Origin of the sequence: Streptomyces sp. NPDC059850, assembly GCF_042731515.1 — a bacterium.
GTDB lineage: Bacteria > Actinomycetota > Actinomycetes > Streptomycetales > Streptomycetaceae > Streptomyces.
In genome coordinates this window covers 147,168-171,553 of the sequence record NZ_JBHWJI010000007.1, presented here as the reverse complement: position 1 = coordinate 171,553, position 24,386 = coordinate 147,168, and the positions used below count along the sequence as shown (strand labels likewise).

General features: G+C 73.0%; 14 protein-coding genes and 2 pseudogenes. 12 read left to right on the top strand and 4 right to left on the bottom strand.

Annotated elements, in window-relative coordinates; translation table 11 throughout:
• Positions 1-11 precede the first annotated feature (11 nt).
• Positions 12-1,415 carry an aspartate ammonia-lyase gene (aspA, locus tag ACFV9T_RS08295; RefSeq protein ID WP_385437566.1) on the top strand — a complete coding sequence of 468 codons (1,404 nt, stop codon included), beginning with the start codon at positions 12-14 and terminating at the stop codon, positions 1,413-1,415.
• Positions 1,416-1,438: 23 nt separating this feature from the next.
• Here aspA and ACFV9T_RS08290 read toward each other — a convergent pair whose 3' ends face one another.
• Positions 1,439-2,755, bottom strand: coding sequence for a GAF domain-containing protein (locus tag ACFV9T_RS08290; RefSeq protein WP_385437565.1), 1,317 nt, complete (start codon positions 2,753-2,755; stop codon positions 1,439-1,441).
• Positions 2,756-2,931: 176 nt separating this feature from the next.
• Positions 2,932-5,451, bottom strand: coding sequence for a SpoIIE family protein phosphatase (locus ACFV9T_RS08285; RefSeq protein WP_385437563.1), 2,520 nt, complete (start codon positions 5,449-5,451; stop codon positions 2,932-2,934).
• Positions 5,452-5,756: 305 nt separating this feature from the next.
• Between ACFV9T_RS08285 and ACFV9T_RS08280 the strand changes: the two genes are divergently transcribed.
• The 6 genes and pseudogenes from ACFV9T_RS08280 to ACFV9T_RS08255 all read left to right on the top strand — a co-directional run.
• Entirely contained in the window at positions 5,757-8,171 is a 2,415-nt protein-coding gene (locus ACFV9T_RS08280) for a molybdopterin-dependent oxidoreductase (RefSeq protein WP_385437562.1), read from the top strand.
• Between the two features lie 127 nt (positions 8,172-8,298).
• Entirely contained in the window at positions 8,299-9,273 is a 975-nt protein-coding gene (locus tag ACFV9T_RS08275) for a trypsin-like serine peptidase (RefSeq protein WP_385437561.1), read from the top strand.
• 7 nt (positions 9,274-9,280) lie between these two features.
• Entirely contained in the window at positions 9,281-10,948 is a 1,668-nt protein-coding gene (locus ACFV9T_RS08270) for a hypothetical protein (protein ID WP_385437560.1), read from the top strand.
• The gene (locus ACFV9T_RS08265) at positions 10,945-12,024 is read left to right on the top strand and encodes an AAA family ATPase (RefSeq protein WP_385437559.1); all 1,080 of its coding nucleotides are present in this window, start codon (positions 10,945-10,947) and stop codon (positions 12,022-12,024) included. Before ACFV9T_RS08270 ends, ACFV9T_RS08265 begins: the two co-directional genes overlap by 4 nt.
• Positions 12,021-17,189 (top strand): SAV_2336 N-terminal domain-related protein, encoded by a 5,169-nt coding sequence (locus tag ACFV9T_RS08260; protein ID WP_385437558.1) that lies wholly within the window; start codon positions 12,021-12,023, stop codon positions 17,187-17,189. Before ACFV9T_RS08265 ends, ACFV9T_RS08260 begins: the two co-directional genes overlap by 4 nt.
• A 538-nt stretch (positions 17,190-17,727) precedes the next feature.
• A pseudogene (locus ACFV9T_RS08255) lies at positions 17,728-18,245 on the top strand (Tn3 family transposase); the annotation flags it as partial.
• Between the two features lie 27 nt (positions 18,246-18,272).
• Here ACFV9T_RS08255 and ACFV9T_RS08250 read toward each other — a convergent pair.
• Positions 18,273-19,031 carry an SDR family NAD(P)-dependent oxidoreductase gene (locus ACFV9T_RS08250; RefSeq protein ID WP_385437640.1) on the bottom strand — a complete coding sequence of 253 codons (759 nt, stop codon included), beginning with the start codon at positions 19,029-19,031 and terminating at the stop codon, positions 18,273-18,275.
• 148 nt (positions 19,032-19,179) lie between these two features.
• Here ACFV9T_RS08250 and ACFV9T_RS08245 point away from each other — a divergent pair, with 148 nt between their 5' ends.
• The 5 genes and pseudogenes from ACFV9T_RS08245 (at position 19,180) to ACFV9T_RS08225 (ending at position 24,049) form a co-directional block, all read left to right on the top strand.
• Positions 19,180-19,833: a TetR/AcrR family transcriptional regulator gene (locus tag ACFV9T_RS08245; RefSeq protein WP_385437556.1), complete on the top strand. Its 654-nt coding sequence runs from the start codon at positions 19,180-19,182 to the stop codon at positions 19,831-19,833.
• 62 nt (positions 19,834-19,895) lie between these two features.
• A pseudogene (locus tag ACFV9T_RS08240) lies at positions 19,896-19,991 on the top strand (helix-turn-helix domain-containing protein); the annotation flags it as partial.
• 125 nt (positions 19,992-20,116) lie between these two features.
• The gene (locus tag ACFV9T_RS08235; protein ID WP_385437648.1) at positions 20,117-20,464 is read left to right on the top strand and encodes a hypothetical protein; all 348 of its coding nucleotides are present in this window, start codon (positions 20,117-20,119) and stop codon (positions 20,462-20,464) included.
• A gap of 407 nt (positions 20,465-20,871) precedes the next feature.
• The gene (locus ACFV9T_RS08230) at positions 20,872-22,371 is read left to right on the top strand and encodes an amino acid permease (RefSeq protein WP_385437555.1); all 1,500 of its coding nucleotides are present in this window, start codon (positions 20,872-20,874) and stop codon (positions 22,369-22,371) included.
• A gap of 61 nt (positions 22,372-22,432) precedes the next feature.
• Complete coding sequence (locus tag ACFV9T_RS08225) at positions 22,433-24,049, top strand: GMC oxidoreductase (RefSeq protein WP_385437554.1); 1,617 nt, start codon at positions 22,433-22,435, stop codon at positions 24,047-24,049.
• 61 nt (positions 24,050-24,110) lie between these two features.
• Here the strand turns inward: ACFV9T_RS08225 and ACFV9T_RS08220 are convergent, their stop codons facing one another.
• Positions 24,111-24,338, bottom strand: a complete 228-nt coding sequence (locus tag ACFV9T_RS08220; protein WP_385437553.1) for a DUF5133 domain-containing protein — start codon at positions 24,336-24,338, stop codon at positions 24,111-24,113.
• Positions 24,339-24,386 lie beyond the last annotated feature (48 nt).

The following is a 24,386-nucleotide window of genomic DNA, read 5'->3' as shown; positions in this document are numbered from 1 at the left end:
CACGCACAGCCATGACCGCTGACCCCGGCTCACGCCGCGAACACGACCTGCTCGGCGACCGCGACGTCCCCGCCGACGCGTACTGGGGCATCCACACCCTGCGCGCCTGCGAGAACTTCCCGATCACCGGTACCTCCATCGCCGCCTACCCGCACCTGATCAGCGCCCTGGCGGCCGTCAAGGAGGCAGCGGCCCGTGCCAACGAGGACCTGGGCCTGCTCTCCTCGCTCAAGGCCGACGCCATCGCCGCGGCCTGCCAGGAGATACGCCGAGGTGAACTGCACGACCAGTTCACCGTGGATGTGATCCAGGGCGGCGCCGGTACCTCGACGAACATGAACGCCAACGAGGTCATCGCCAACCGGGCCCTGGAGATCCTCGGCCACGAAAAGGGCGAGTACGGCATCCTCCACCCCAACGAGGACGTCAACCTCAGCCAGTCCACCAACGACGTCTACCCGACCGCCGTCAACGTCTCCACGATCATCGCCGTCCGTGAGCTGCACTCGGCCATGGAGACGCTGCGGCTGGCCTTCGCCGCCAAGGCCGAGGAGTTCCGCGACATCCTGAAGATGGGCCGCACCCAGCTCCAGGACGCGGTGCCGATGACGCTCGGCCAGGAGTTCTCCTCGTACGCGGTGATGCTGGAGGAGGACCAGAGCCGACTGCTGGAGGCCTCCGGCCTGGTGCACGAGATCAACCTCGGCGCGACCGCGATCGGCACCGGCCTCAACGCCCCCAAGGGCTACGCGGAGGCCGCTCGCGGGCATCTGGAGGACATCACCGGGCTGCCGCTGATCACCGCGGCCAACCTGGTGGAGGCCACCCAGGACTGCGGGGCGTTCGTCCATCTGTCGGGCGTCCTCAAGCGCATCGCGGTCAAGCTCTCCAAGAGCTGCAACGATCTGCGGCTGCTCTCCTCCGGCCCGCGCGCCGGGCTGAATGAGATCAACCTGCCGCCGGTGCAGGCCGGTTCGAGCATCATGCCCGGCAAGGTCAACCCGGTCATCCCCGAGGTCGTCAACCAGGTGGCGTTCGAGGTGATCGGCAACGACGTGGCCATCACCATGGCCGCCGAGGCCGGACAGCTCCAGCTCAACGCCTTCGAACCGATCATCCTGCACTCCCTCTCGGAGAGCGTCACCCACCTGCGCGCCGCCTGCCTGGTCCTCGCCGACCGGTGCGTCTCCGGCATCACCGCCAACGCCGACGAGCTGCGCGCCACCGTCGAGAACTCCATCGGCCTGGTCACCGCCCTCAACCCGTACATCGGCTACAACGCGGCCACCAGCATCGCCAAGGAGGCCCTGGCCACCGGGCGCGGCGTGGCCGAACTCGTCCTGGAGAAGGGCCTGCTGCCCGCCGAGCGCCTCGCCGAGGTGCTGAGCCCGGAGGAGGTCGCGGGCACCCGCTAGAGGCACCCGCTAGGACGTACGCGCTAGAAGACGGGCGCGGTCCGCAGCCGGGCGACCGCCGGGGCCACGCTGAACGGCAGGAGATCCTGCCGCCGGTCCGGCCCCCGCACCTCGACGCGGATCCGGTCCGCGAACCGGTAGGGGCGGTGCGTGAGCACCGCCCCGAGCCGTCCGCGCAGCCGGGACATCGCCGCCCGCACCGTGACCGTACGCGTCGGATCGCCGAACAGGTCGTCGGCGAGCTGCGCCGCGGTGCGCCCCTCGGGGTGCGCGGCGAGCACCAGCAGCAGTTCGGCGTGGCGCGCGCTGAGCCCGTGCGTCCAGGTGCCGGAGGGGCCCGAGAAGGTCAGCGACCAGTGGTGCCGGTCGCGTACGTCCAGCACCAGGTGGCCCGGACCGGCGGGCGCCGCCGGGTCGCCGTCCTCGCCGTCGAGCACCCGCAGCAGATGGCCGCCGGGCAGCGGTTCCACCGCGCACGTACCCAGCGCGGGCAGCCAGACCGGCCCGTACGGCGCCTCCCGCGCCGCCTTGGGCAGCGGCAGCCGGTGGTCCCGGGGACTGATGCCGGTGACGGCGGCGACCCAGCCGTGCCGGTCCACCACGGCGGCCTTGCCCGGGATGCGCGCGAGGACGGGCGCGGCGAGGGCGCGCAGCGCGTCCAGCTCACGGCTGTGGGCCAGCCGCAGTTCGCCCTCGGCCCACCGGGCGGTCGCCGTGACCAGGGAGAGCACGGTGGGGTGGGCCGTCGGCGCGGGCCCGCTGATGTCGATGACGCCGAGCAGCTGCCCGTCCCGGGGGTCGCGCACCGGCGCGGCGGCGCAGCTCCAGGTGTGGAAGGCGCGGACGAAGTGCTCCGCGGAGTGCACCCGCACCGGGGCCCGCACGGCGAGCGCGGTGCCGATCCCGCTGGTCCCCGCCGTCTCCTCGGCCCAGTGAGCGCCCTCGGTGAGGGCGATCCCCTCCGCGTGGCGGCGGATGCCCCGGTGGCCGTCGATCCACAGCACCCGGCCGTCGGCATCCGCGATGATCATGATGTGCTGGGCCGCCTCCGCCGCCTCCAGCAGCCCGCTGTGCAGGGTCGGCAGCACATCGGCCAGCCGCGTCGCCTGCCTGCGCCGCTCCAGCTCGTCCAGGCTGAGCAGCCCCCGGTCGTCGCCGCGGTCCGGGTCGAGGCCGAGCCGCAGCATCCGGTCCCAGGACTGGCCGATCACCGGGCGCGCGGGCAGCGGGAGCCTGCCCCGGCTCAGCGCGGCGTCCCGTATGACGGCCATCAGCCGGGCCGACTCGGCGGGGCTCAGCGCGGCCAGGGGGTCGCCCGGGCGCGTGGCTTCAGTTCGCATGGATTGCGGCCTTTCGTTCCGCCGCGAATGATGCAGGCCGCCCCGCCACGGCGGCGGGCAGCGGCGTCCGCCGGAAGCCGGACGCCGCATGCCATGGTGCGGCCTCAAGTCCATGACGACCAGGGCTGCTTGCCCCGATTGTAGTGAAGTGTACGGACGTGGCGCCCCGGTCGCGGTCAGCAGTCGGTGGGGGAGAGGGACTGCTCCGCCCAGATCGTCTTGCCGCTGCCGGTCTGCCGGGTACCCCAGCTCTGGGTCAGCTGCGCCACCAGCAGCAGGCCACGGCCGCCCTCGTCGAAGGTGCGGGCCCGGCGCAGATGCGGCGCGGTGCCGCTGCCGTCGGACACCTCGCAGATGAGGGTGCGGTCGTGGATCAGCCGCAGCTGGATCGGCGCCTTGGCGTGCCGGATGGCGTTGGTGATCAGCTCGCTGACCACCAGCTCGGTGGTGAACACGGCATCCTCCAGCCCCCACGCCGCCAGCTGCGCGGAGACGTCCCGGCGGGCCTGCGCCACCAGCGAGGGGTCGGCGGGCAGATCCCAGGTCGCCACGTGGTCGGCGTCCAGGGCCCGGGTGCGGGCGAGTAGCAGCGCCACGTCGTCCTCCGGGCGGCTGGGCAGCATCTTGCTGATCACGACGTCGCAGAGGGCGTCCAGCGAGTCTGCGGGCTGGGCCAGCGCGGAGCGCAGCGTGTCCAGCGCCCGGTCGACGTCCTGGTCGCGGGACTCGATCAGGCCGTCGGTGTACAGCGCGAGCAGACTGCCCTCGGCCAGCTCCACCTCGACCGTCTCGAACGGCAGGCTGCCGAGCCCCAGCGGCGGGCCGCCGGGCAGGTCGAGCAGGTCCACCGAACCGTCCGGGGACACCACGGCCGGCGGCGGATGGCCCGCGCGGGCGATCGAACAGCGCCGGGAGACCGGGTCGTAGACCGCGTACAGACAGGTGGCGCCGATGTCCCCGCTGATGGCCCCCGCGGCCGCCGGGCCCTGGGCGGTCTCCGCCTCCGCGGACAGATGGTTGACCATGTCGTCGAGATGGGTCAGCAGCTCGTCGGGGGCCAGATCGACATCGGCGAGGGTACGGACCGCCGTACGCAGCCGTCCCATGGTCGCCGACGCCTGCACCCCGTGGCCGACCACATCGCCCACCACCAGCGCGACCCGCGCCCCGGACAGCGGGATCACATCGAACCAGTCGCCGCCCACCCCGGCCTGCGGGCCCGCGGGCAGATAGCGGGAGGCGACCTCGACGGCCGCGCTGTGCGGCAGGGTCCTCGGCAGCAGGCTGCGCTGCAGGGCCAGCGCCGTGTTGCGCTCCCGGGTGTAGCGGCGGGCGTTGTCGATGCAGACCGCCGCCCGGGCCGTCATCTCCTCGGCGAGCAGCAGGTCGTCCTCCTCGAACGGCTCGGGGCGCTGGTGCCGGGAGAACGTGGCCACGCCGAGGGTGGTGCCGCGGGCGCGCAGCGGGATGGCCATCGTGGAGTGGAAGCCGAACTGATGGATCATCTCGGCCCGGTCCGGGGCCTGCGCCGCCCACCGGGAGACCGCCGGGTCCGTCACCCGGTTCAGCAGCCCCCGCTCCGCCTTCAGGCATTCGGCGGCGGGGGAGAAGTCCGGGTACGCGGCCACCTTCCCCACCTCGACCACGGCCTCCGGGGTGCCCGCGAACACCGACCGGGCGGCGACCCGCCGCAGCATGACATGGCTGGTGAGGGGGCCCGGGCGGGGTTCGCTGCCGCCGTGCACCGAGGGCAGCAGATCGAGGGTCACGAAGTCGGCCAGCTCCGGGACGGCCACATCGGCCAGCTCCTGCGCGGTCCGCTCGATGTCCAGCGTGGAGCCGATCCGGTTGCTCGCCTCGTTGAGCAGCAGCAGACGGCGCCGGGTGGTGTGCTGCGGGGTCCGGTCGTGCGCGGACAGCATCACGGCCGCCACCCGGCCCTCGGCGTCCCGCAGCGGGGCCAGCGAGGTCGACCAGGCGACCGGGCGGTCGTGGCCGGGCATCCGCAGGAACAGCTCGATGTGCTGCTCCTCGCCGGTCTCCAGCACCCGGCGCATCCGCTCCTCGGTCTCCTCCGCCTCGGGCCCGGGGGTGATCTCCGGGACCCGCAGCCCGCGGATCTCCTCCTGGGTGAGGCCGAGCACCCGTTCCATGTCCTGGTTCGCCCAGCGCAGCCGCAGCCCGGTGTCGTACACCGCCATCGTGCACGGCCCCTGGGCGAAGCAGTGCCTCAGCAACTCCTCGTCCGCCAGCGGCCGTTCCGGCCGGGGGAGCGGGGAGACGACGAGCCATTCGGTGACGTCACGGGGAGCGTCATCGGGGGCGTCAGCGGCGTGAGCCGCGGCGTCGGTGGCGTCGGTGGCGGCGGGCGCGGTGACGCGGTGGGCCAGCAGTCCGGCCGTCACCCGGGAGCCGTCGCGGTGCAGCAGCGCCACCCGGCCACGGAACCGGTCGGGCGGACTCAGGTCGCGCAGGGTTTCGGCCACGGGCCGCGGATTTCCCTCGTCGGCGAGGAGAACGGCGGCCGATCTGCCCACGATCTCCTCGGGCCGGTATCCGAGCAGCCCTGCGGCCCCCTCGTTCCACTGGGTGACGATGCCGTGCCCGTCGACAGTGGCCCTGGCTGTGGACGCCTCGTCGATGAGGTCGTCCGACCGGACGGGCTGCTCGTACGGCGGCGTGTCCGGTCGCGTCATGTGGTCATCTCACCCTTGCCCTCGGACTTCCGCCATGGGCAGATGACGGCCTCCACCGCCGCGCCCCTGGCGGGGAGTGAACCCATTTGGTCGCGCGTTCAAGTATGCCATCGGTGGCTGAATATCGGCATACGCGGAACGGGATCGACGATAACGCTCAGCAGTCGGCCCGCCGGGCTCGCCCCCCCCGTTTTCCCTGGGCCGTCCGGCTGATGGCGGACCCCGGACCGGCCGAGGGGGAGTGAGCGGGGCGATCAGAGGAAGGGGAGAAAGGGAAGGACCGACACGAAAGGCGAGATCACCGCATGAGCACGGCAGCGAGCAGCAGAGCCGACGACACGTCCCAGGGCGGCGACGATACGTCCCACGACGGCGGCGAGCCGTCCCACGAACGAGACGGCGACGGCACACGTCCGCACCCGGGCCACACGCCCCGTGGCCACCCCCACAGCTCGCACTACGGCGCCTTCGAGGCCGTCGTCCGCCCCGACGGCGGCCTCGACGTCACTCCCGACCCCCGCGACCCCCACCCCGCCGCGCTGCTGCGCAACGTGCCCGCCGCGCTCGGCCCCCGCGACCGGGTGCTCACCCCCTACGTACGCCGCGGCTGGCTGGAGCACGGCCCGGGCCCCGACCCGGCCCGTGGCGGCGACGACCATGTGCCCGTCCCCTGGGACGAGGTGATCCCGCTGCTGGCCCGCGAACTCGGCCGGGTCCGCACAGACCACGGAAACCGGGCGATCTTCGGCGGCTCGTACGGCTGGGGCAGCGCGGGCCGCTTCCACCACGCGCAGAGCCAGATCCACCGGTTCCTCAACTGCCTCGGCGGCTATACCCGCTCCGTCAACACCTACAGCCTCGGCGCCGCCACCACCCTGCTGCGCCATGTGGTGGGCGACGACGCCCCGATCAGCAACCCCACCCCGCTGTCCGTGCTGGCCGAGCACACCGGTCTCTTTCTCTGCTTCGGCGGGATGCCCGCCAAGAACACGCAGGTCAACGCGGGCGGCATCAGCCGCCACCGGACGGCCGACCTGCTGCGCGCGGCCCATGGCCGGGGCGCCCGCTTCATCCTGGTCAGCCCCCTGCGCGACGATCTCGCCGACGAGCTGGACGCCGAGTGGCTGGCCCCCGTCCCCGGCACCGACACCGCGCTGATGCTGGCGCTGTGCCATGTGCTGATCGAGGAGGGCCGGTACGACGCGGACTTCTGCCGCCGCCACTGCGAGGGCTTCGACGCCTTCGCCCGCTACGTCCTCGGCCGGGACGGCTCCGCCGCCAAGACCCCGCGCTGGGCCGAGGAGATCTGCGGCATCCCGGCCGCCCGGATCGCCGCCCTCGCCCGGGAGCTGACCGAGCGGCGCACCATGGTCTCCCTCAGCTGGTCGCTCCAGCGCGCCCACCGGGGCGAGCAGCCGCTGTGGACGGGCATCGCGCTGGCCTGCCTGCTCGGCCAGATCGGGCTGCCGGGCGGCGGTTTCGCCCATGGGTACGGCGCCACCGGCGGCACCGGCGCCGGGACGCTCCCGTACAAGCTGCCCACCCTGGACCAGGGCACCAATCCGGTCCCCGACTTCATCCCCGTCGCCCGGATCGCCGATCTGCTGCTGCACCCGGGCGAGGAGTACGCGTACGACGGGGGCCGCTACACCTACCCCGACATCCGGCTCGTCCACTGGGCCGGTGGCAACCCGTTCCACCACCACCAGGACCTCGGACGGCTGCGCCGCGCCTTCGCCCGCCCGGACACGGTCGTGGTCCACGAGCCGCACTGGACGGCCACCGCCCGCCACGCCGACATCGTGCTGCCCGCCACCACCACCCTGGAGCGCGAGGACATCGGCGGCGCCAAACAGGACACCGCGCTCATCGCCATGCACCGCGTCGCCGACCCGGTCGGCGAGGCCCGCGACGACTACCGGATCCTCAGCGACCTCGCCGCCGAACTCGGCGTCGGCCACGCCTTCACCGAGGGCCGCGACGCGCGCGGCTGGCTGGAACACCTCTACGAGAGCTGGCGCCGGGGCCTGCCGCCGGAGTACGCGCCCGAGGAGGACTTCAAGACCTTCTGGCGCGCGGGCCGCGTCCCGCTGCGGTCCCTGCGCGAACAGCGCACCCTGTACGCCGGGTTCCGCGCCGACCCCGAGGGCGCGGCGCTGGCCACGCCGAGCGGCCGCATCGAGCTGTACTCGGCCACCATCGCCTCGTACGGCTACGACGACTGCCCGGGCCACCCCGCCTGGCTGCCGCCGGAGCCACCCGATCCCGATGGCGCCGCGGCCCCGGGCGCGTACCCCCTGCACCTGGTCGCCAACAACCCGCCCACCCGGCTGCACAGCCAGCTCGACCAGGGCGAACTCAGCGCCTCCTCCAAGGTCCGCGGCCGCGAACCGGCCCGGATGCACCCCGGCGACGCGGCGGCGCGCGGGGTGCGCGACGGCGACGTGGTGCGCGTCCGCAGCGCCGTGGGCAGCTGCCTGGCCGGGGCCGTGCTCAGCGACGCGGTGCGGCCGGGCGTGGTCCAACTGGCCACCGGCGCCTGGTTCGACCCCTCCGCCCCCGAGGTGGCCACCTGCGTCCACGGCAACCCCAACGCGGTGACCCGCGACACCGGCACCTCCCGGCTCGCCCAGGGCTGCACCGGCCAGCTCGCCCGGGTCGAGGTCGAACGCTACGACGGACCGCTGCCCGCCGTCCGGGCCCACGGGATGTCACATTGAGGACAGGGACGAAGCGCTCCCGGGGGAGCGGAGCGGGTCGTGATGCCATCTTGTGGACAAACGGAATATCGGTGTCGATGCGGCGCTAAGCTTTCCGCTCATCGGACACTTCCGGGAGGTCACGTTGGTGCAAGGGGGGCCTGAACAGGCCGCGTTGATCGCCCGGCTGACCGAGCTGTACCCGGAGGCGAGAACCGTCCGGCGGCTGATGCAGATGTCCGGAATCCCCACGGGCATGGTGGACTTCGGGGGCGGCGCGCTGGACCTGTGGCACGCGACGCTGCGCGAGGCGGACAACCGGGGCAAGCGCGCGGGCCTGCTCACCGTCATGGTCGGCGAGTTCCCGGACGACGAGCTGCTGCGCCGGGCGCTGGCCCGCGCGCTCGACGTCCCGGCGGCGCCCGCCGCCACCCCCGCCCCGCCCGGGGTGGGGTCCGCCGACGGCGCCGAGAAGCTGATGGGCGCTCAGAGCACCCTGCTGCCACTGGCGTTCCTGGAGAGCGGGCTGCGGGCGGCGGGCGCCGTCGGGCTGTTGCGGAACGACGTGGAAGCGCTGGGCACCGGCTTCCTGGCGGCGGGCGACCTCGTCGTCACCGCGGGCCATGTCCTCCCCGACAAGGCGGCCGCCGAGAGCGCCCGCCTCGTCCTCGGCTACCAGGAGGGGCTGGACGGCGAGATCGACGGCGGGACGTCGTACGCCCTCGCCCCGGACCTCGGCTTCGCCACCTCCGAGCGCCACGACCTCACCGTCGTCCGCGCCCGGGAGCCGCTGACCGAGCGGTGGGGCGCGCTCACCCTCGCCCCGCCCGGGGTGTCGGCGCCGAAGCGGGTCAACATCGTCCAGCACCCCGGCGGCGCCCCCAAGAAGATCGCGCTCTACCACAACGTGGTCAGCTACGCCGACGAACACCGGCTGCTCTACTTCACCGACACCCTGCCCGGCTCCTCCGGCTCCCCGGCCTTCGACGAGCGGTGGCGGGTGGTGGCCGTGCACCGCGCGGGCGGCCACCTCCCGGCCCCGGACGGCGCCGGGCACGTCTACAGCAACGAGGGCGTTCCGGTGCGGTGGCTGACCGGCCTGATCGCCTCCCTCGCACCCTGAGGCGACGATGAGCGTGGCACTTCCGATCGGGCCGGAGCGAGAGATCCTGGCCGAACGAGCGCGCCTCCAGTGGTGCCCCGTCCTCGTGACGGAGCTGGCCGGACGCCTGGAGACCGCCGCCCGCGCCCGGATGCTGCTCGCCCGCGCCCAGATCGACGTCGTGTGGCCCGCCGACCACGGGGTCGCGCTGGGGCCGCAGCTGTTCGCCGTGTTCGAGCACCGGGTGCACCTGCCCGCCGTCATGCGGCGGCTGTTCGACGCGCTGGAGCAGGACTACGGCGCGCAGCCCTGGGTCACCGCGCTGCGGGACGCCTACGACGCCCTCCCCGGTGGCGCCCCGGCCCCGCTGCCCGCCGTCGTCCCCGGGCTGCTCGGCGCCGACGAGCGCCGGGACCTCGACGCGCTGCTGGACGACCCCCGCTGCCCCACCGACCCGGACCAGCTGTGCGAGGTGCTGTGGGCCGCCGCCTCGTCCCTCGGCGTCCCGGTGGCCAAGGACGGTCTGCTCGCCGCCGAGCAGGCCCGCAGCGTGACCGCCCTCGTCGACGACCTGGACGCGCGCAACAGCCCCGACACCCGGGTCCCGCCGCTGCTGGTCTTCCTGGAACACCTCGCCGCCCGCGCGGAGGATCCCGTACGCGGTGAACTGCGCGCCTGGATCGACACCGCGGCCGGCCGCCGCACCGGCCGGATGCCCGCCGACCGGCTCACCGAGGAGCGCGGCGCCGCCACGTCCGCGGCCGATGCCCCCTCGCCCCCGTACACCAGCTGTCTGGTCCGCGCCGAGCGCTGCGACCCCGGCGGCGACCGCTACCGGCTCGCCGCCTGGCTCTACCGGGGGGAGCGCTGCCTGGGCATCAAGCTCCAGGACGACACCCCGCACCCGGCGGAGGCGATCCCCGCCGCGGCCGAGCGGCTCATCTCCCGGCTCCAGCCCTTCGTCCAGCATCTCGCCCCCGAGTGCCTGCTCTTCGAATTCCTGCTGCCCTGGGAGGCGCTGGGCTGGCCGGTCGACGAGTGGAACCTGCGCGGCGGCGGCGAGCTGGCCGTGCCCCGCCCCATCGGCCGCTGCGTGCCGGTCGTCGTCCGCTCCCTGGACCGGCTGCGGGACGGCTGGTCCACCGCCCAGTGGCTGGCGCGCTGGGAGCGGCTGGGCGAGCCGCCCGCCGACGAGGGCCCGCCGCCCGGACCGCACTGGCTGCACGGCGACGGCACCCCGCCCGAGGAGACCGGACGATGCGGCCCGGCCGACCCGGAGCAGGCGCCCCTGATCGGTGACGCCGCCGCCCTCCAGGCGCTCGCCGGGCAACTGGCCGACCGCGAGGACATCAGCTGCCTCTTCCTCACCTACCCCTACCCGCACCTGGCCGCCGTCCCGGACGCCCTGCTGTGCGCCATCCAGGAGGGCGTGCCCGCCGCCGTGTGGTGGCGGCCCGGCCCGAACGGCGCCGCCTCGCCCGGGCGGCCCACGCGGGTGGCCAAACTCGTCGTCGCGGACGGGGGCCTGGCCGGGCTGCCCGGCACCGTACTGGCCCTGCGCCGACAGGCGGCGCGGTGCCCGGAGGAGGCCCACGACGGCGCGGGGATCGCGGTGCTGTGGGACAACCCCGGCTGGCACCCCGAACGGCTCAGACGACTCGGGGGCCCGCGGGCCCACCAAGGAGGCAAGCGATGAACGCGGACGACCGGCAGCCGCCCGTCACCACCGATCCCGAACGGCCCACGCCGCCCGCCTGGTGGATCTACTACGGGGACGGCGTCCGCCGCACCGACTGGACCCTGCCCGAACCCCCGCCCTGGCGCCGCTTCGACGGCGTCCGCCCCGAAACCGGCGAGGACCCGGGCGCGGCGGCCGAACCCTGCTGCGACGGGCACACCGCCGAGGGCACCGGCCGCACCGGCGTGGCCACCACCTACCGCGCCGAGCCCGAAGAGGCCCGGATGGTCAACGCCGCCATCCATCTGCGCCGCCCGCTCCTGGTCACCGGCAAACCCGGCACCGGGAAGTCCACCCTCGCCCACGGCATCGCCCATGAACTGGGCCTCGGCCGCGTCCTCCACTGGTCCGTCACCAGCCGCACCACCCTCGCCGACGGGCTGTACGCGTACGACGCCATCGGCCGCCTCCAGGACGAGAAGCGCGACCACGGCGAGCAGGGCCAAAAGCGCGACCACGACATCGGGACCTATCTGCGGCTCGGCCCCCTCGGCACCGCGCTGCTCCCGTCCGACCGCCCCCGCGTCCTGCTCATCGACGAACTCGACAAGGGCGACGTCGACCTGCCCAACGACCTCCTCTCGGTGCTGGAGGACGGGCAGTTCACCATCCCCGAACTCCAGCGGTACCCCGCCTGCGACATCCGCGTGATGACCGACGACGGACTGCGCCGCGAACCGGTCCGGCACGGGCGGGTGCGCTGCGCCGAGTTCCCCGTCGTCGTCCTCACCAGCAACGGCGAGCGCGAGTTCCCGCCCGCCTTCGTCCGCCGCTGCGTCCGGCTGGACATCCGGCCGCCGTCCCGGCAGAAGCTGGACCGCATCGTCGCAGCCCACCTCGGCGCGGAGGTGCTGCGCGCCTCCGAGGAACGGCTGACGGCCTTCGCGAAGGACCTGGAGGAGGGCCGCAAGCTCCTCGCCACCGACCAGTTGCTCAACACCCTCCGGCTGGAGCACACCGCCGACCACACCGGCGACCCCGAATGGCCCACGGTCCTGCGCGAACTGCTGCGCCCGCTGAACGACACCGCATGACGGACATCACCGAGGCGCTCGCCCTGGCGAGGCGATGCAGCGGCGACGAGGACCTGACGGTGCGCGAGGTCGCCGAACTGCTGTGGCTGGCCGGGCAGATCACCCCCGCCCGGCCGCCCGCCGCCGCGCCCCCGGACCCGCCGCCCGGTGATCAGCCCGCCCCGCCGCCCGCGCCACCGGCCCCGCCGCCGCCCGGCGCCCAGCCGCCCGGCGAACCCGCCGCCGCGCCGGAACCGCCCCCGCCGCCCCCGGACTCGCCCACCCCGCTCCACACCCCCGACGCAGCCGCGGCGGACGGCTCCGGGGACGGCGGCGGCACCCCCGGCGGGCGCGGCGAACCCGGCACCCGGGCCAAGGCCCTCCCGGTGCGCCGCCCGCCCGCGCTGCCCCGGCGGCTGGAGCTGGCCCGCGCGCTGCGCCCGCTCAAGCGGCGGGTCCGGGCGCCCGGGCGGCGCATCCTGGACGAGCCGCTGACCGCCGACCGCTCCGCCCGTGCCCGCCGCCCGGTCCCCGCGCTGTGCCACGCCTGCGAACGCTGGCTGGAGCTGGCGCTGGTGGTGGACGACAGCGTGTCGATGTCCGTGTGGCGCCGTACCGTGGACGACTTCCGCGAACTCGTCGAGGGACACGGCGCCTTCCGGGACGTACGCCTGTGGCGGTTCGACGCCGACGACCCCGCCCTCGTCCTGCGCTACGGAACCGCCGGTGAGGACGGCGCCGACCAGGCGGCGGAGGGCCGTAACCCCGCCGAGCTGCACGACCCCTCCGGCCGCAGGCTGATCCTCGTCCTCACCGACGGAGTCGGCGACCTGTGGGGCACCCCCGACATGACCGCGACCGTACGGGAGTGGGCGCGCCGGTCGCCCCTGGCCGTCGTCCAGATGCTGCCGCCCGACCTGTGGCACCGCACCTGGCTGCCCCCGGTCCGCGCCGAGCTGCGCGCCACCGGCCCCGCCCGGCTGACCGTACGGCCCGAGGGCCCCGCCGCCGTCCACGCCGGAGCGGCCGCCGACCTCGCGCCGCTGGTCACCCTGGACCCCGAATGGTTACGCCCCTGGGCCCAGGCGCTGTCCGGCAGCCGCACCACCTGGCGGCCCGGCACGGCCGTCGACCTCGGCCGGGAGCCCTGGTACGGACGCCCCGAGGCGGCCGCCGACGCCGCGCACCGCCTCCCGGACGACACCGCGGCCCCGGAACGGGTCGAGGAGTTCCGCACCTGGGCCACCACCGAGGCGCTGAACCTGGCGTACCTGCTGTCCGCCGCCCCGCTCACCCTGCCGCTGATGCGCTGGCTCCAGCAGCATCTGCTGCCCGCCACCGGACCCGCCCACCTCGCCGAGGTGTTCCTCTCCGACCTGCTGGTGCGCGCCGCCGCCCGCCGCCGGGGGGAGGACCCGGACCAGGTGGTGTACGCGTTCCGCGACGGCGTACGCGACGAACTGGCCCCCGGGCTCACCCGCACCGACGCCTACCAGGTGCTCACCACCCTCATCCAGGCCCCCGAGGCGCTCGCCGTGCCCTTCGGCGGCTCCCTCGACTTCCGGGTGCTGGCCGCCGACCCGAGGGGCCCGCTCGAACTGGCCGGTGGCCGCGCGTTCGCCACCGTGGCCGCGTCGGTGCTGGGCGGTCTTGGCGGCGAACTCGCCCCGTACGCCGCGCGGATCCACGCGGCGCTGATCGGCGGCCACCCGGCCGGGAGCGGGGGAGCGGCCGACGGGCCGGTCTTCGTGGAGTGCGCCCGGGTGGGCGGCCGGGACGTGGCCGTGACGACCTCCGGCGGCGAGCTGTGGATCTGGGACCTGGCCACCGGCCACGGCCGTCTGGTCACCCACCGGGGCGCGTTCGGCATCACCGCCCTCGCCTGCGCCACCACGGCCTCCGGCCGCAGCCTCGCCGTGACGCTGTCCGCCGACGGCGCACTGGCCGCCACCGACCTCGGCGCCGCCGTGGACCAGGCGCCCGAGGGGGGCCCGAACGTCTGGGAATGGGTCTTCCGGGGGGACATCACCCAGATCCGGCCGCCCGTGCTGGCCTGCCATGAACTCATGGGCCAGCAGGTCGTGGCGGTCCTCGCCCCGGGCGGGATCAACCTGTTGGACCTCGACAGCGGCGCCTCCTTCCTGCCCACCGTGCCGGTGGCCGAGCGGGTGAGCGCGCTGGCGCTGCTGACCGACGGCGGCCGGTCCCATCTGCTCACCGGGGACACCGAAGGCGTCGTGCGCGGCCGGGTCCTGGAGTCCGCCGAGGTGGTCGTCGGCGGCGGCGAGGCACCGACCGGCGCGGCCCGGCCGCCGGGGCGGCGCCACGTGCTCAGCTTCGGCTTCGGCGCCGCCGCCGACCCCTCGCTGGAGCCCGCCTGCCGAGGTCTCGCCGAGGCCTTCGAGGAGTTCGGCTGCCGCACCCGGCTCGCCATGGACGTCACGGCACGGGAGTTCCGGCGTACGGTCGAGGAGACCTCGGCCGGACTCACCGACGCGGACGCCCTGATCGTCCATGTGGCGGGCCAGTCGGCGGAAAGCGGGACGCTGTTCAGATCGCTGCCCACCGATCAGACGCGGGGGCGGCGCCTGATGATCGCGGACGACTGCCCGGCCGTACGGAACGCCCTCGTCCCGGTCTTCGGCTTCGACGCCGTCCTCATCTCCGGGCCGCCCGAGCGGGCCCCCGCCTGGGACCTCACCCTCGCGCTCGCCGCGTCACTGCGCCACTTCGCGGCCGGTCGCACCAGGCGTGCCCGCTACGAGCAGTTCATCTCCTTCGGGGACGTGCTGGACCTCGCCCACGAACTCACCGACGGGCGCACCTCGAACAGCGTCGTGCTGTCGCAGCGGGACAACGACGACTTCCTGCCCAACCCCCGCTACCGCCCGTCCCTGCTGCCCCTCCTCGACCAGGGCCCGGCGGAACCACCCGAGACACCGGCCCTGCGGCAGCTCACCCACTGGATCGACAACCGGTCCGGGGGCGGGCTCGCCCTGGTCACCGGGGAGCCCTGGAGCGGTAAGACGACCCTGCTGGCCGCGCTGGCCACCCGGATGCGGCGCTTGCCCGGCCGCCCCACGCCGGTGGCGGTCTCCGCGGCCGGACGCGACGCCGCCGAGCTGACGCGGGCCGTCGCACGGGAGATCACCGTGCCCGGCGCCCCGGTGCCGGGCACGCCCGACCAGCTGGTCACATGGCTACAGCAGCTCACGGTCCCGCCCGTCATCGTGGTCGACGCCCTGGACGAGGCGCGCGAACCGGAGGCCGTCGTGGCCGGACTGCTGCGCCCGCTCCTCGACTCCGCGGCCTGCCGACTGGTGGTCGCCACCCGATCGGGCCGCGCGATGTTCACCCTGATGGGCAGCGAACAGCACACCCGCATCGCCCTCACCCCCTCCCCGGAACTCCAGCACCGCACCCTGCGCGAGATGTGCGACCGCGTGCTGGCCACCGCCCCCGCCTACCGCGCCGCCTCCGCCGCCCCCGTGCGCGAGGCGTTCGGCGAGGCCGCCGCCAGGGTGCTCGTCGAGCGGAGCCCGGTCGCCGAACAGGTCCTCATCGCCCGCGCATACGCCGGATTCATCGCCTCGCGCGGCGAACCGCTGGAGGACCCCGAGGACGCGCGCTGGGTGGGTTCCGGCGTGCCCCGCACCAGCGCCGACGTCGTGGCCCTGCTGCTGGCCGATGCCCGTAACCCCTGGACCGTGCCGGTGCTCACCACGCTGGCGGCGGCCGGGAACGACGCGCTGACGGACACCGAGATCCAGCGGCGCTGCGGACCGCCCTCGCTCTACGAGGTACGGGAGGCCCTGGCGCCCGTACGCGGACTGCTGGACTCCCTCACCGACGGCCGGGACCGGACGCTGTACCGCCTGGCGGCCTCGTCCGTCGCGGCACAGATCCTGGAGGCACAGGGCCTCGACCCCGCGTGCGAGCCGACGCCCCGGCGGCTGTGGTCGAAGCCGGTCGTTCTGGGCTCCTGCCCGGGCCCGGGCAGGGTGACGGCGATGGCTGCCGAGGCCCGGCCCGCACCGGCGCTCTACTTCATGGGATCGGGCACTCGGCCGCTGATGCGCGCCTCCGTGGCCCCGGGCGTAGCAGCGCCCTTGGCGGTGCCCGTCGCGCAGGGGCCGTACCAGCCCCTTCCGCAGCTGCGGTTCATCGACTGGCGAGGCCAACGGGCCCTGCTGCGCGGCTCCCGGCAGTACTGCACCGTGTGGCTGCTGAACGGTTCGGCGCACGTGGAAGTCGGCGTGCCCGAAGGCCTGGGCCCCATCGAGGCGTTCACCGCCACCATGACCGCCGACGGGCGCCCGCTGGCCGTCGCGGTGAACGAGAAGGGCGCTCCCCGGGCCTGGCATCTGGACGACCGCACCCCCGCCGGTCAGCCGTTCACCCCCGTCCCCCGGGTGCTGGGCGTCCATGGCTTCGGCCATGGTCAGCACAACCCCACGGAGCTGTCGCACCAATGGCTCCTGGCCCTGCGCGACGGCGCGGAGCGGATCGGCCACACCGGATCCTCGGCGCCCTTCGACGTGCGCGTCGCCTACTACGGCGGCGCCTTGCGCACCACGGGCGGGAAGACCGACAACGGCGACAGCGGTAATGGCGGCAACGGCAACGGCAACGGCCGGGGACGGCTGCGCCGCCTCGCGGACGCCCTCGTACGGGCCGTGGGCATGCCGAACGCCCTGCTGCCCGGCATGGGCAGGGAGCTGTACGTCTATCTGCACGACCCCGCGCAGCGGGCCCAGGCGCGGCACATCGTCGCCGAGGCCATCGCCGCGCGGCGGCCGGACGTGGTCATCGCCCACTCCCTGGGCTGCCTGGTCGCCTACGAGGCGCTGTGCGAACGGCCTGACCTCTCGGTGGACCTGCTGGTGACCCTGGGCGCGCCGTTCGGCCTCGACCTGGTCTTCAACCGGCTGGAACCCGCGCCCGTCGACGGCCGGGGCCAGCGCCCCCCGGGCGTGCGGCGCTGGGTGAACCTCGCGGGCACCGACGATCCGCTGGCCGCCCCGCGCGACCTGACCGAGCGGTTCGAGGGCGTCTCGGTCAACATCCAGTGCGAGGGGCTGGGCCTGGACACCGTCCGCACCCAGGGCTACAGCTATCTGCACAGCGTTGAGCTGGCCACCGTCCTCTCCGAGCACCTGGGCCGTGGTGACCGCCGGGATAAATAGTGTGCCAAGCGATTCATGTCCCCGTCGGCACCGGCACGGACCTCATGGTGCTGTGGTTGAGCATCATCGTCGTCGCGACCACACAGCCCAGCCGCTTGGGCGGGCCGCCGGGGCCGTTTCTGTGCGACGTCCCGTGGGTTGCTCTGAGCCTCGCTGCGTCGAAGGCGCTGGACGCGGCGAGCGCGGGCAAACGGGTCCTGGCCGGAGGCCGCGGTCTTCCGGCGCTGGCGCGGCGGAGGTGGGCGTCAAGCCGCTGCTGCCGCGCGAGGTGGACGACAAGCTGGTGCCGCCCCCGTGGCGCAAGGCGGTGTACGCCAACCCGGACTTGCCGCAGGGCGCTGCGCGCCCGTCTGCTGGACGGTGCCGAGTCGGAGGCCGTGGAGGAGGACGTGCTGGCCGGACTGAGCCTGGACATGCCCTGCCGAAGGTCGACCTGCCGGACCTGCTGTTCGAGGTGAACGCCTGGACCGGCTTCCTGGACGCCTACGTGCACCTCGGGGACGGCACCACCCGGTTGAAGGACCTGTCCACCTCGGTGGACGCGCTGCTGAACCTGGACGGCGGGGTGAGGCCGGAGATGGTGGCGACCGACAACGCCTCGTACTCCGATATGGCGTTCGGCCTGTTCAAGATACTCGGCTACCACTTCAGCCCGCGGTTCCGCGACCTGGACGACCAGCGGTGGTGAAGGTCGCCGGTTCCCTGGTCACCAACCAGGTGCGTGCCTACGACCTGCTGCGGATGTTCGGCCGCGAGGGGCGCCCGTCCCCGCTGGGTGCGGCGTTTGCGGAGTACGGGCGCATCGCGAAGGCCGAGCACCTGCTGCGCGTGGCCGACCCGGTCGACGACACCTACCGCTGCCAGATGAACCGGCAGCTCACCGTGCGGGAATCCCGCCTCAAGCTGGCCCGGGACGTGTGCCACGGCAAGCGCGGCACCATCCAGCAGGCGTACCGGGACGGCATGGAGGACCAGCCCGGCGCGCTCGGCCTGGTCCTCAACGCCATCGTGCTCTGGACGACGAAGTACATCGACGCCGCCGTCGCCCAGCTACAGCTTCACCGCATGGGCCGGCCCGGTCACTCAGAGGAGGGCGCCGCCGGAGACCTCAACGCGCTGGGCGGTGACCCAGCGCAGGCCCTCGGAGGCCAGCGTGGCGATGGCGTCGCCGATCTCCTCAGGTTCGCCGACGCGGCCGAGCGCGGTCTGTCCGGCCAGAACCTTGCGCATCTCGGCGTCGTCCCGCATCGCTCCACCGTTGAAATCGGTGGCGGTCGGTCCCGGGGCGATGGAGTTGACCCGGATTCCACGCGGGCCGAGTTCTGCGGCGAGGGTACGGCTCAAGGCTTCGACGGCGGCCTTCGAGGCGGAGTAGACCGAGGTGGCGGGGCTGGTGTGGCGGGTCAGTGACGTCGAGACGTTGATGACGCGGCCTCCTCCGGTCAGCAGCGGCACAAGTGACTGGATGAGGAAGAACGTGCCCCGGACGTTGGTGCCCATCACCGTGTCGAAGTCGTCGATCGTGACGTCCTCCAGCGGTCCGAAGATCCCCACTCCCGCGTTGTTGACCAAGATGTCGAGCCGCGAAGTACCCCAGCGCTCCAGCTGCTCGCTCAGTTCGGAGGTGAAGGACGCGAACGAGGAGACGTCGCTGATGTCGAGCCGGAGAACAGCGGCAGTCCCACCCACCGCCTGCACCTGTTCCACCGTCTTCTCAGCCCCGGCCGCATCGCCGCGGTGGGTGACCAAGACCCGCGCCCCGCGTGTGGCCAGGGCGATGGCCGCGCTACGTCCGAGGCCGCGATTCGCACCGGTCACCAAAGCGATCTTATCGATCGTCATGAACTGCTCCTCCACCGCGCGGCAACCGGAATTCACCCGGCGCCACAGACAGGATGCGAGTCACTCGACTCACCTTGCTCTCGTACCGTAAGCAGGACTACCGAGGCGAGTCAAGTGACTCGCCTCGGGTCTGCGGCATACTGTCCGCATGGCAGCAGAACTCTCCGCACACCACCGCAGACTCGCTCAGCAGAAACGCGAGGCGATCACCACCGCAGCCACAGAACTGTTTTTGGATCGCGGCTACGACGGCACCTCACTGGCCCGGATCGCCGAAGCTGCCGGGGTCTCGAAGTCCACCCTGTTCAAGCGGTTCCCCACCAAGGCGGCCCTCTTCGAGGCCATCGTCACCGAGTCCTGGCAGCGTGACGCCGGCGACGCCGCCGCGCGGCCACAGACCGGAGATCTGCGCTCCGGACTGACAGCCATCGGCCACCGCTATGCCGACCTGGTCGGCCAGCCCGGCATGACAGCCCTGTTCCGGATCGTCATCGCCGAACTGCCTCGTTTCCCCGAACTGGGACGGATCCAGTTCCAGCTCGGCAAACTGCCCTACTTCACCTCCGTTCAGCACTACTTGGAATCCGAGCACGAGGCGGGCAACGCTGATGTCCCGGACGCGGCGAGCGCCGCGAACCAGTTCCTCGGCATGATCGCCAACTACGTCCTGTGGCCCCGCATGCTGCTGACCGACTGGAACCCCGCAGCCTCCGACATCCACGACGCCGTCGAACAGGCCGTCCAGACCATGCTCGCCAGATACGCCCCGACCCGCCGGCCTGACCCGAAGCCGGAACGTTGACACTGGCGCGCAATGGTCAACATCCGTGACGCCTCCACTTGGCGGCGCATGTCGGTAAACGAATGGATCGTTCAGCTTCTCGCGGCATCGCCGCCGGAGAGTCTGCCCGGCAGTTGGCCGGGCGGCTGGGCAGGTCGCCATCGACCGTCTCTCGCGAGATCGCCCGCAACGGCGGCCGGGCGACACCGTGTACATCTCCGGGATGTTCCGCCTCGCGCGCGGTACCAAGGCACATCCTCGACGTGCTCGACGTCCTCCACCGCGACCGCCTCTCCCCGCGTACGTGGGCGGCCAGTCCATCGCCGCCCTGGCCCGCGACCACCACGTCAGCCGCGGCGCCATCCGCACCGCCGTCGCCGACCTCATGCCCGAGCACACCGCCGACCGCCAGGACACCCCGGCGCCCGAGACCGCGGTCACCCTCGACATGCCGGGCAAGGTCGCCGACTTCCTCCGTACGACCGAACTGGAGCCCGCCGAGCGGGCCGCGCTCGACCAGGGCGTCCCCGCAGTCCCGGCACAGCGCAAGGCCCGCCGCGAGTACGAGAACCGCGTCAGCACACTCGCGCCGACCCGGACCATGATCGTTCTCACCGATAACCGCTGTGCCGATGTTCCCCGAGGCCGGTAGCGGCCTCGCTGCCCTGGAGCTTGGCGTTTCCCTCCAGCAGATCGCGCTCGTCCAGTACGGCGGGACACTCGCGTACAGCGCCGCCGCGTCCGGTCCACCCAGGCCCCGGCGGGCAGTCCGATCACCACCTTCGCGATCGGGCTGCTCGCCACCGCGGTGTGGCTGATGCTGGCGCCCAGTCCACTGGTGGTCTCGCAGACACAGGTCGGGGTGGCCGCGCTTTATTACATGTGTATGAAACCGGGGGCCTCGATGCGTGACACCTGTCGATGGTCGGGGTGTGGTCGGACACCTAGGTTTCACTGAACCGCAACCCACCCCACATCCGCCTCCATCAAGGCTTCGGCCCTGTTCAGGGCCGCTTTTCGTGCTGCCGATCCCGCCGTCATGAGAGACGAGGAACGATCATGAGCGCCCATAAGCCGATCACCACGGACGCCCGCGCCCCCGGCGCCGACTCGCCGCCGGGCGCGGCCCCGCCCGGCGGTTCCGGTTCCGATTCCGGCTCCGGTCTGCAGGCCGGGCTGAAGAACCGCCATCTGTCGATGATCGCCATCGGCGGGGTGATCGGGGCCGGGCTGTTCGTCGGCTCCGGGGCGGGGATCGCCGCGGCCGGGCCCGGCATTCTGCTGTCGTACGCCCTGGTCGGCACCCTCGTCGTGCTGGTGATGCGGATGCTCGGCGAGATGGCCGCCGCCGATCCGGTCTCCGGTTCGTTCTCGTCGTACGCGGACCGGGCGCTCGGCCGCTGGGCGGGGTTCACGATCGGCTGGCTGTACTGGTTCTTCTGGGTCGTGGTGCTGGCGGTGGAGGCCACGGCCGGGGCCGCCATCCTCACCGGCTGGGTGCCCGCGGTGCCGCAGTGGGCGTGGGCGCTCATCGTGATGGTGGTGCTGACCGCGACGAACCTGTTCTCCGTGGGTTCCTACGGAGAGTTCGAGTTCTGGTTCGCGGGCATCAAGGTGGTCGCGATCGCCGCGTTCATCGTGATCGGCGGGCTGGCGGTGTTCGGCCTGCTGCCGGGCGGCCCCGACGGTGCGATCGGTGCCGCGAATCTGACCGGCCACGGCGGCTTCCTGCCCAATGGCCCCGGTGCCGTGCTCACCGGGGTGCTGATGGTCGTGTTCTCCTTCATGGGCAGTGAGATCGTCACCCTCGCGGCGGCGGAGTCCACCAATCCGCGCAAGGCGGTCGCCCGCGCCACCAACAGTGTGATCTGGCGGATCGCGGTCTTCTACCTCGGTTCGATCGCCATCGTGGTGACACTGCTGCCCTGGGATTCCCCCGAGGTGAAGAAGAGCCCGTACGTGGCCGTGCTGGACCACATCGGCATCGCCCACGCCGGTCAGCTGATGGACGTGATCGTGCTGACCGCCGTGCTCTCCTGTCTCAACTCCGGCCTGTACACGGCCTCCCGGATGGCGTTCTCGCTCGGCGGCCGCGGGGACGCGCCGAAGAGCTTCAGCCGCACCACCGGGCGCGGTGTCCCGGCCACCGCGATCCTCGCCTCGGTCGTCTTCGGCTTCGTGGCGGTGTTCTTCAACTACGCCTACCCCGACACCGTGTTCCAGTTCCTGCTGAACTCCTCGGGCGCGGTGGCGCTCCTCGTCTGGCTGGTGATCTGTTTCTCGCAGCTGCGGATGCGCAGGACCCTGGAGCGTGAGACGCCGGAGCGGCTGACGGTGAAGATGTGGGCGTACCCGTATCTGACCTGGGTCACCATCGGCATGATCGTTTTCGTGATCGGCTACATGTTCACCGATCCGACCGGCCGTGAGCAGATGATTCTGTCGCTGCTCGCCGCGGCGGTGGTGCTCGGTGTCGCCATGGTGCGCGAGGTCCGGCGGAAGCGGACACCCGAGGCGCCCGAGTCGGCCGAGGAAGCACCCGCAAAAAATCTGACGTAGAGTCAAAAGACCATGTGCGCGCAGGATGGGCGGAGTGGCCGATTCCGCCCATGATGCGGCCATGGAAGGAAAACTGACGCGTCGTCACTTTCTGGGGCTGGCGGCCCTCCAGACGGCCGCCGCCCTCGGTCTCACCAGAATCGGCCTCACCCCGGCGGCCGCCGCCCGGAGCGCCGACTACGCGCCCGCCCTCGTCATCGGATCCGGCTACGGCGCGGCGGTCGCCGCCCTCCGGCTGGGCGAGGCGGGCATCCGCACCCTGGTCATCGAGATGGGCCGGCTCTGGGAGGCGCCGGGGTCAGGCGGTTCGGTGTTCTGCTCGATGACCGCCCCCGACCACCGCTCCATGTGGTTCAAGCGCAGGACCGAGGCGCCGCTGTCCACGTTCCTGTGGCTGGACGTCATCAACAAGGACATCACCCCCTATCCCGGGGTCCTGGACCGCGTCCGGCACCCGAACATGTCCGTCTACGTCGGCCGCGGGGTCGGCGGCGGATCGCTGGTCAACGGCGGTATCGCGGTCACCCCGCCGCGCGCGTACTTCCAGGAGGTGCTGCCGGGCGTCGACGCGGACGCCATGTACGGCACGTACTTCCCGCGCGCCAACCGCATGCTCGGCACCGCCGCCATCCCCTCCGACTGGTTCGAGACCACGGAGTGGTACCAGTACGCCCGGGTCGCCCGCGCCCAGGCGAGCGCGGCGGGGCTGAAGACCGTCTTCGTGCCCAGCGTCTACGACTTCGACTACATGCGGCGCGAGGCCGCCGGGACCGCCACCAAGTCCGCGCTCGGCCAGGAGGTCATCTACGGCAACAACCACGGCAAGCGCAGCCTCGACAAGACCTACCTGGCGGCGGCGCTGGGCACCGGGAACGTCACCATCCACACCCTCAGCCGCGCCCGGGCGGTGCGGCGGGCCGCCGACGGTACGTACGTCGTCACCGTCGACCGCGTCGACACCACCGGCGCCGTCACCGCGACGGACGAGATCGCCTGCCGCTCCCTCTTCCTCGGCGCGGGCAGCCTGGGGACGACCGAACTCCTGCTGCGCGCCCGCGAGACCGGCGCGCTGCCCGCGCTGAACGCGGAGGTCGGCCGGGGCTGGGGCGGCAACGGCAACGTCATGCTGGGCCGCGCCAACCACATCTGGAACCCCACCGGGGCCCATCAGTCCACGATCCCGGTGACGGCCATCGACGACTGGTCCAACACGGCCAACCCGGTCTTCGCCGAGATCGCCCCGCTGCCCGCCGGGACCGAGACCTGGGCCAGCCTCTACCTGGCCATCACCAAGAACCCGCAGCGCGGCACCTTCACCTACGACGCCGCCAAGGACGCCGCCGTACTGAACTGGACCGCCGCCCAGAGCGCCCCGGGCATCGCCGCCGCGAAATCCCTCTTCGACCGGGTCAACGCGGCCAACGCCACCATCTACCGCTACGACCTCTTCGGCGACACCCGCGCCTTCGCCGGTGACTTCTGCTACCACCCGCTGGGCGGCTGCGTCCTGGGCCGCGCCACGGACACCTACGGCCGGGTGGCCGGTTACCAGCGGCTCTATGTGACCGACGGAGCGCTCGTCCCGGGCTCCATCGGCGTCAATCCCTTTGTGACGATCACGGCCCTGGCGGAACGCACCATGTCCCGTGTCCTCGCCGAGGACGACGTCGGCCGCTGACGGTACGCGGCCCCGGGACGTACCGCATCGCGCCCCGGGGCATCACGTCACGCACGTGGCGTCACATCGTCAGCACGGAATCGTCCTGGACGCGGGCGCCGGGGAGCTGGTGCCGGGCGGCGATCAGGGCGGTGTCCACATCCCGGGTCCCGGTGGAGACGCACAGCGTGTACGCGACGTCGTCCATGCGCTGGCGCACCTTCGGGCTGCCCACGTCGGCGTGCAGGGCCTGCAGGGTCTCGTACTGCTCGACGAGATTGCGCAACACGGCGGGGTGGGCCATCAGCATGGGGGCTCTCCTCGGGTGATGAGACTGCTGGACAGGGGGCTGGTCGCG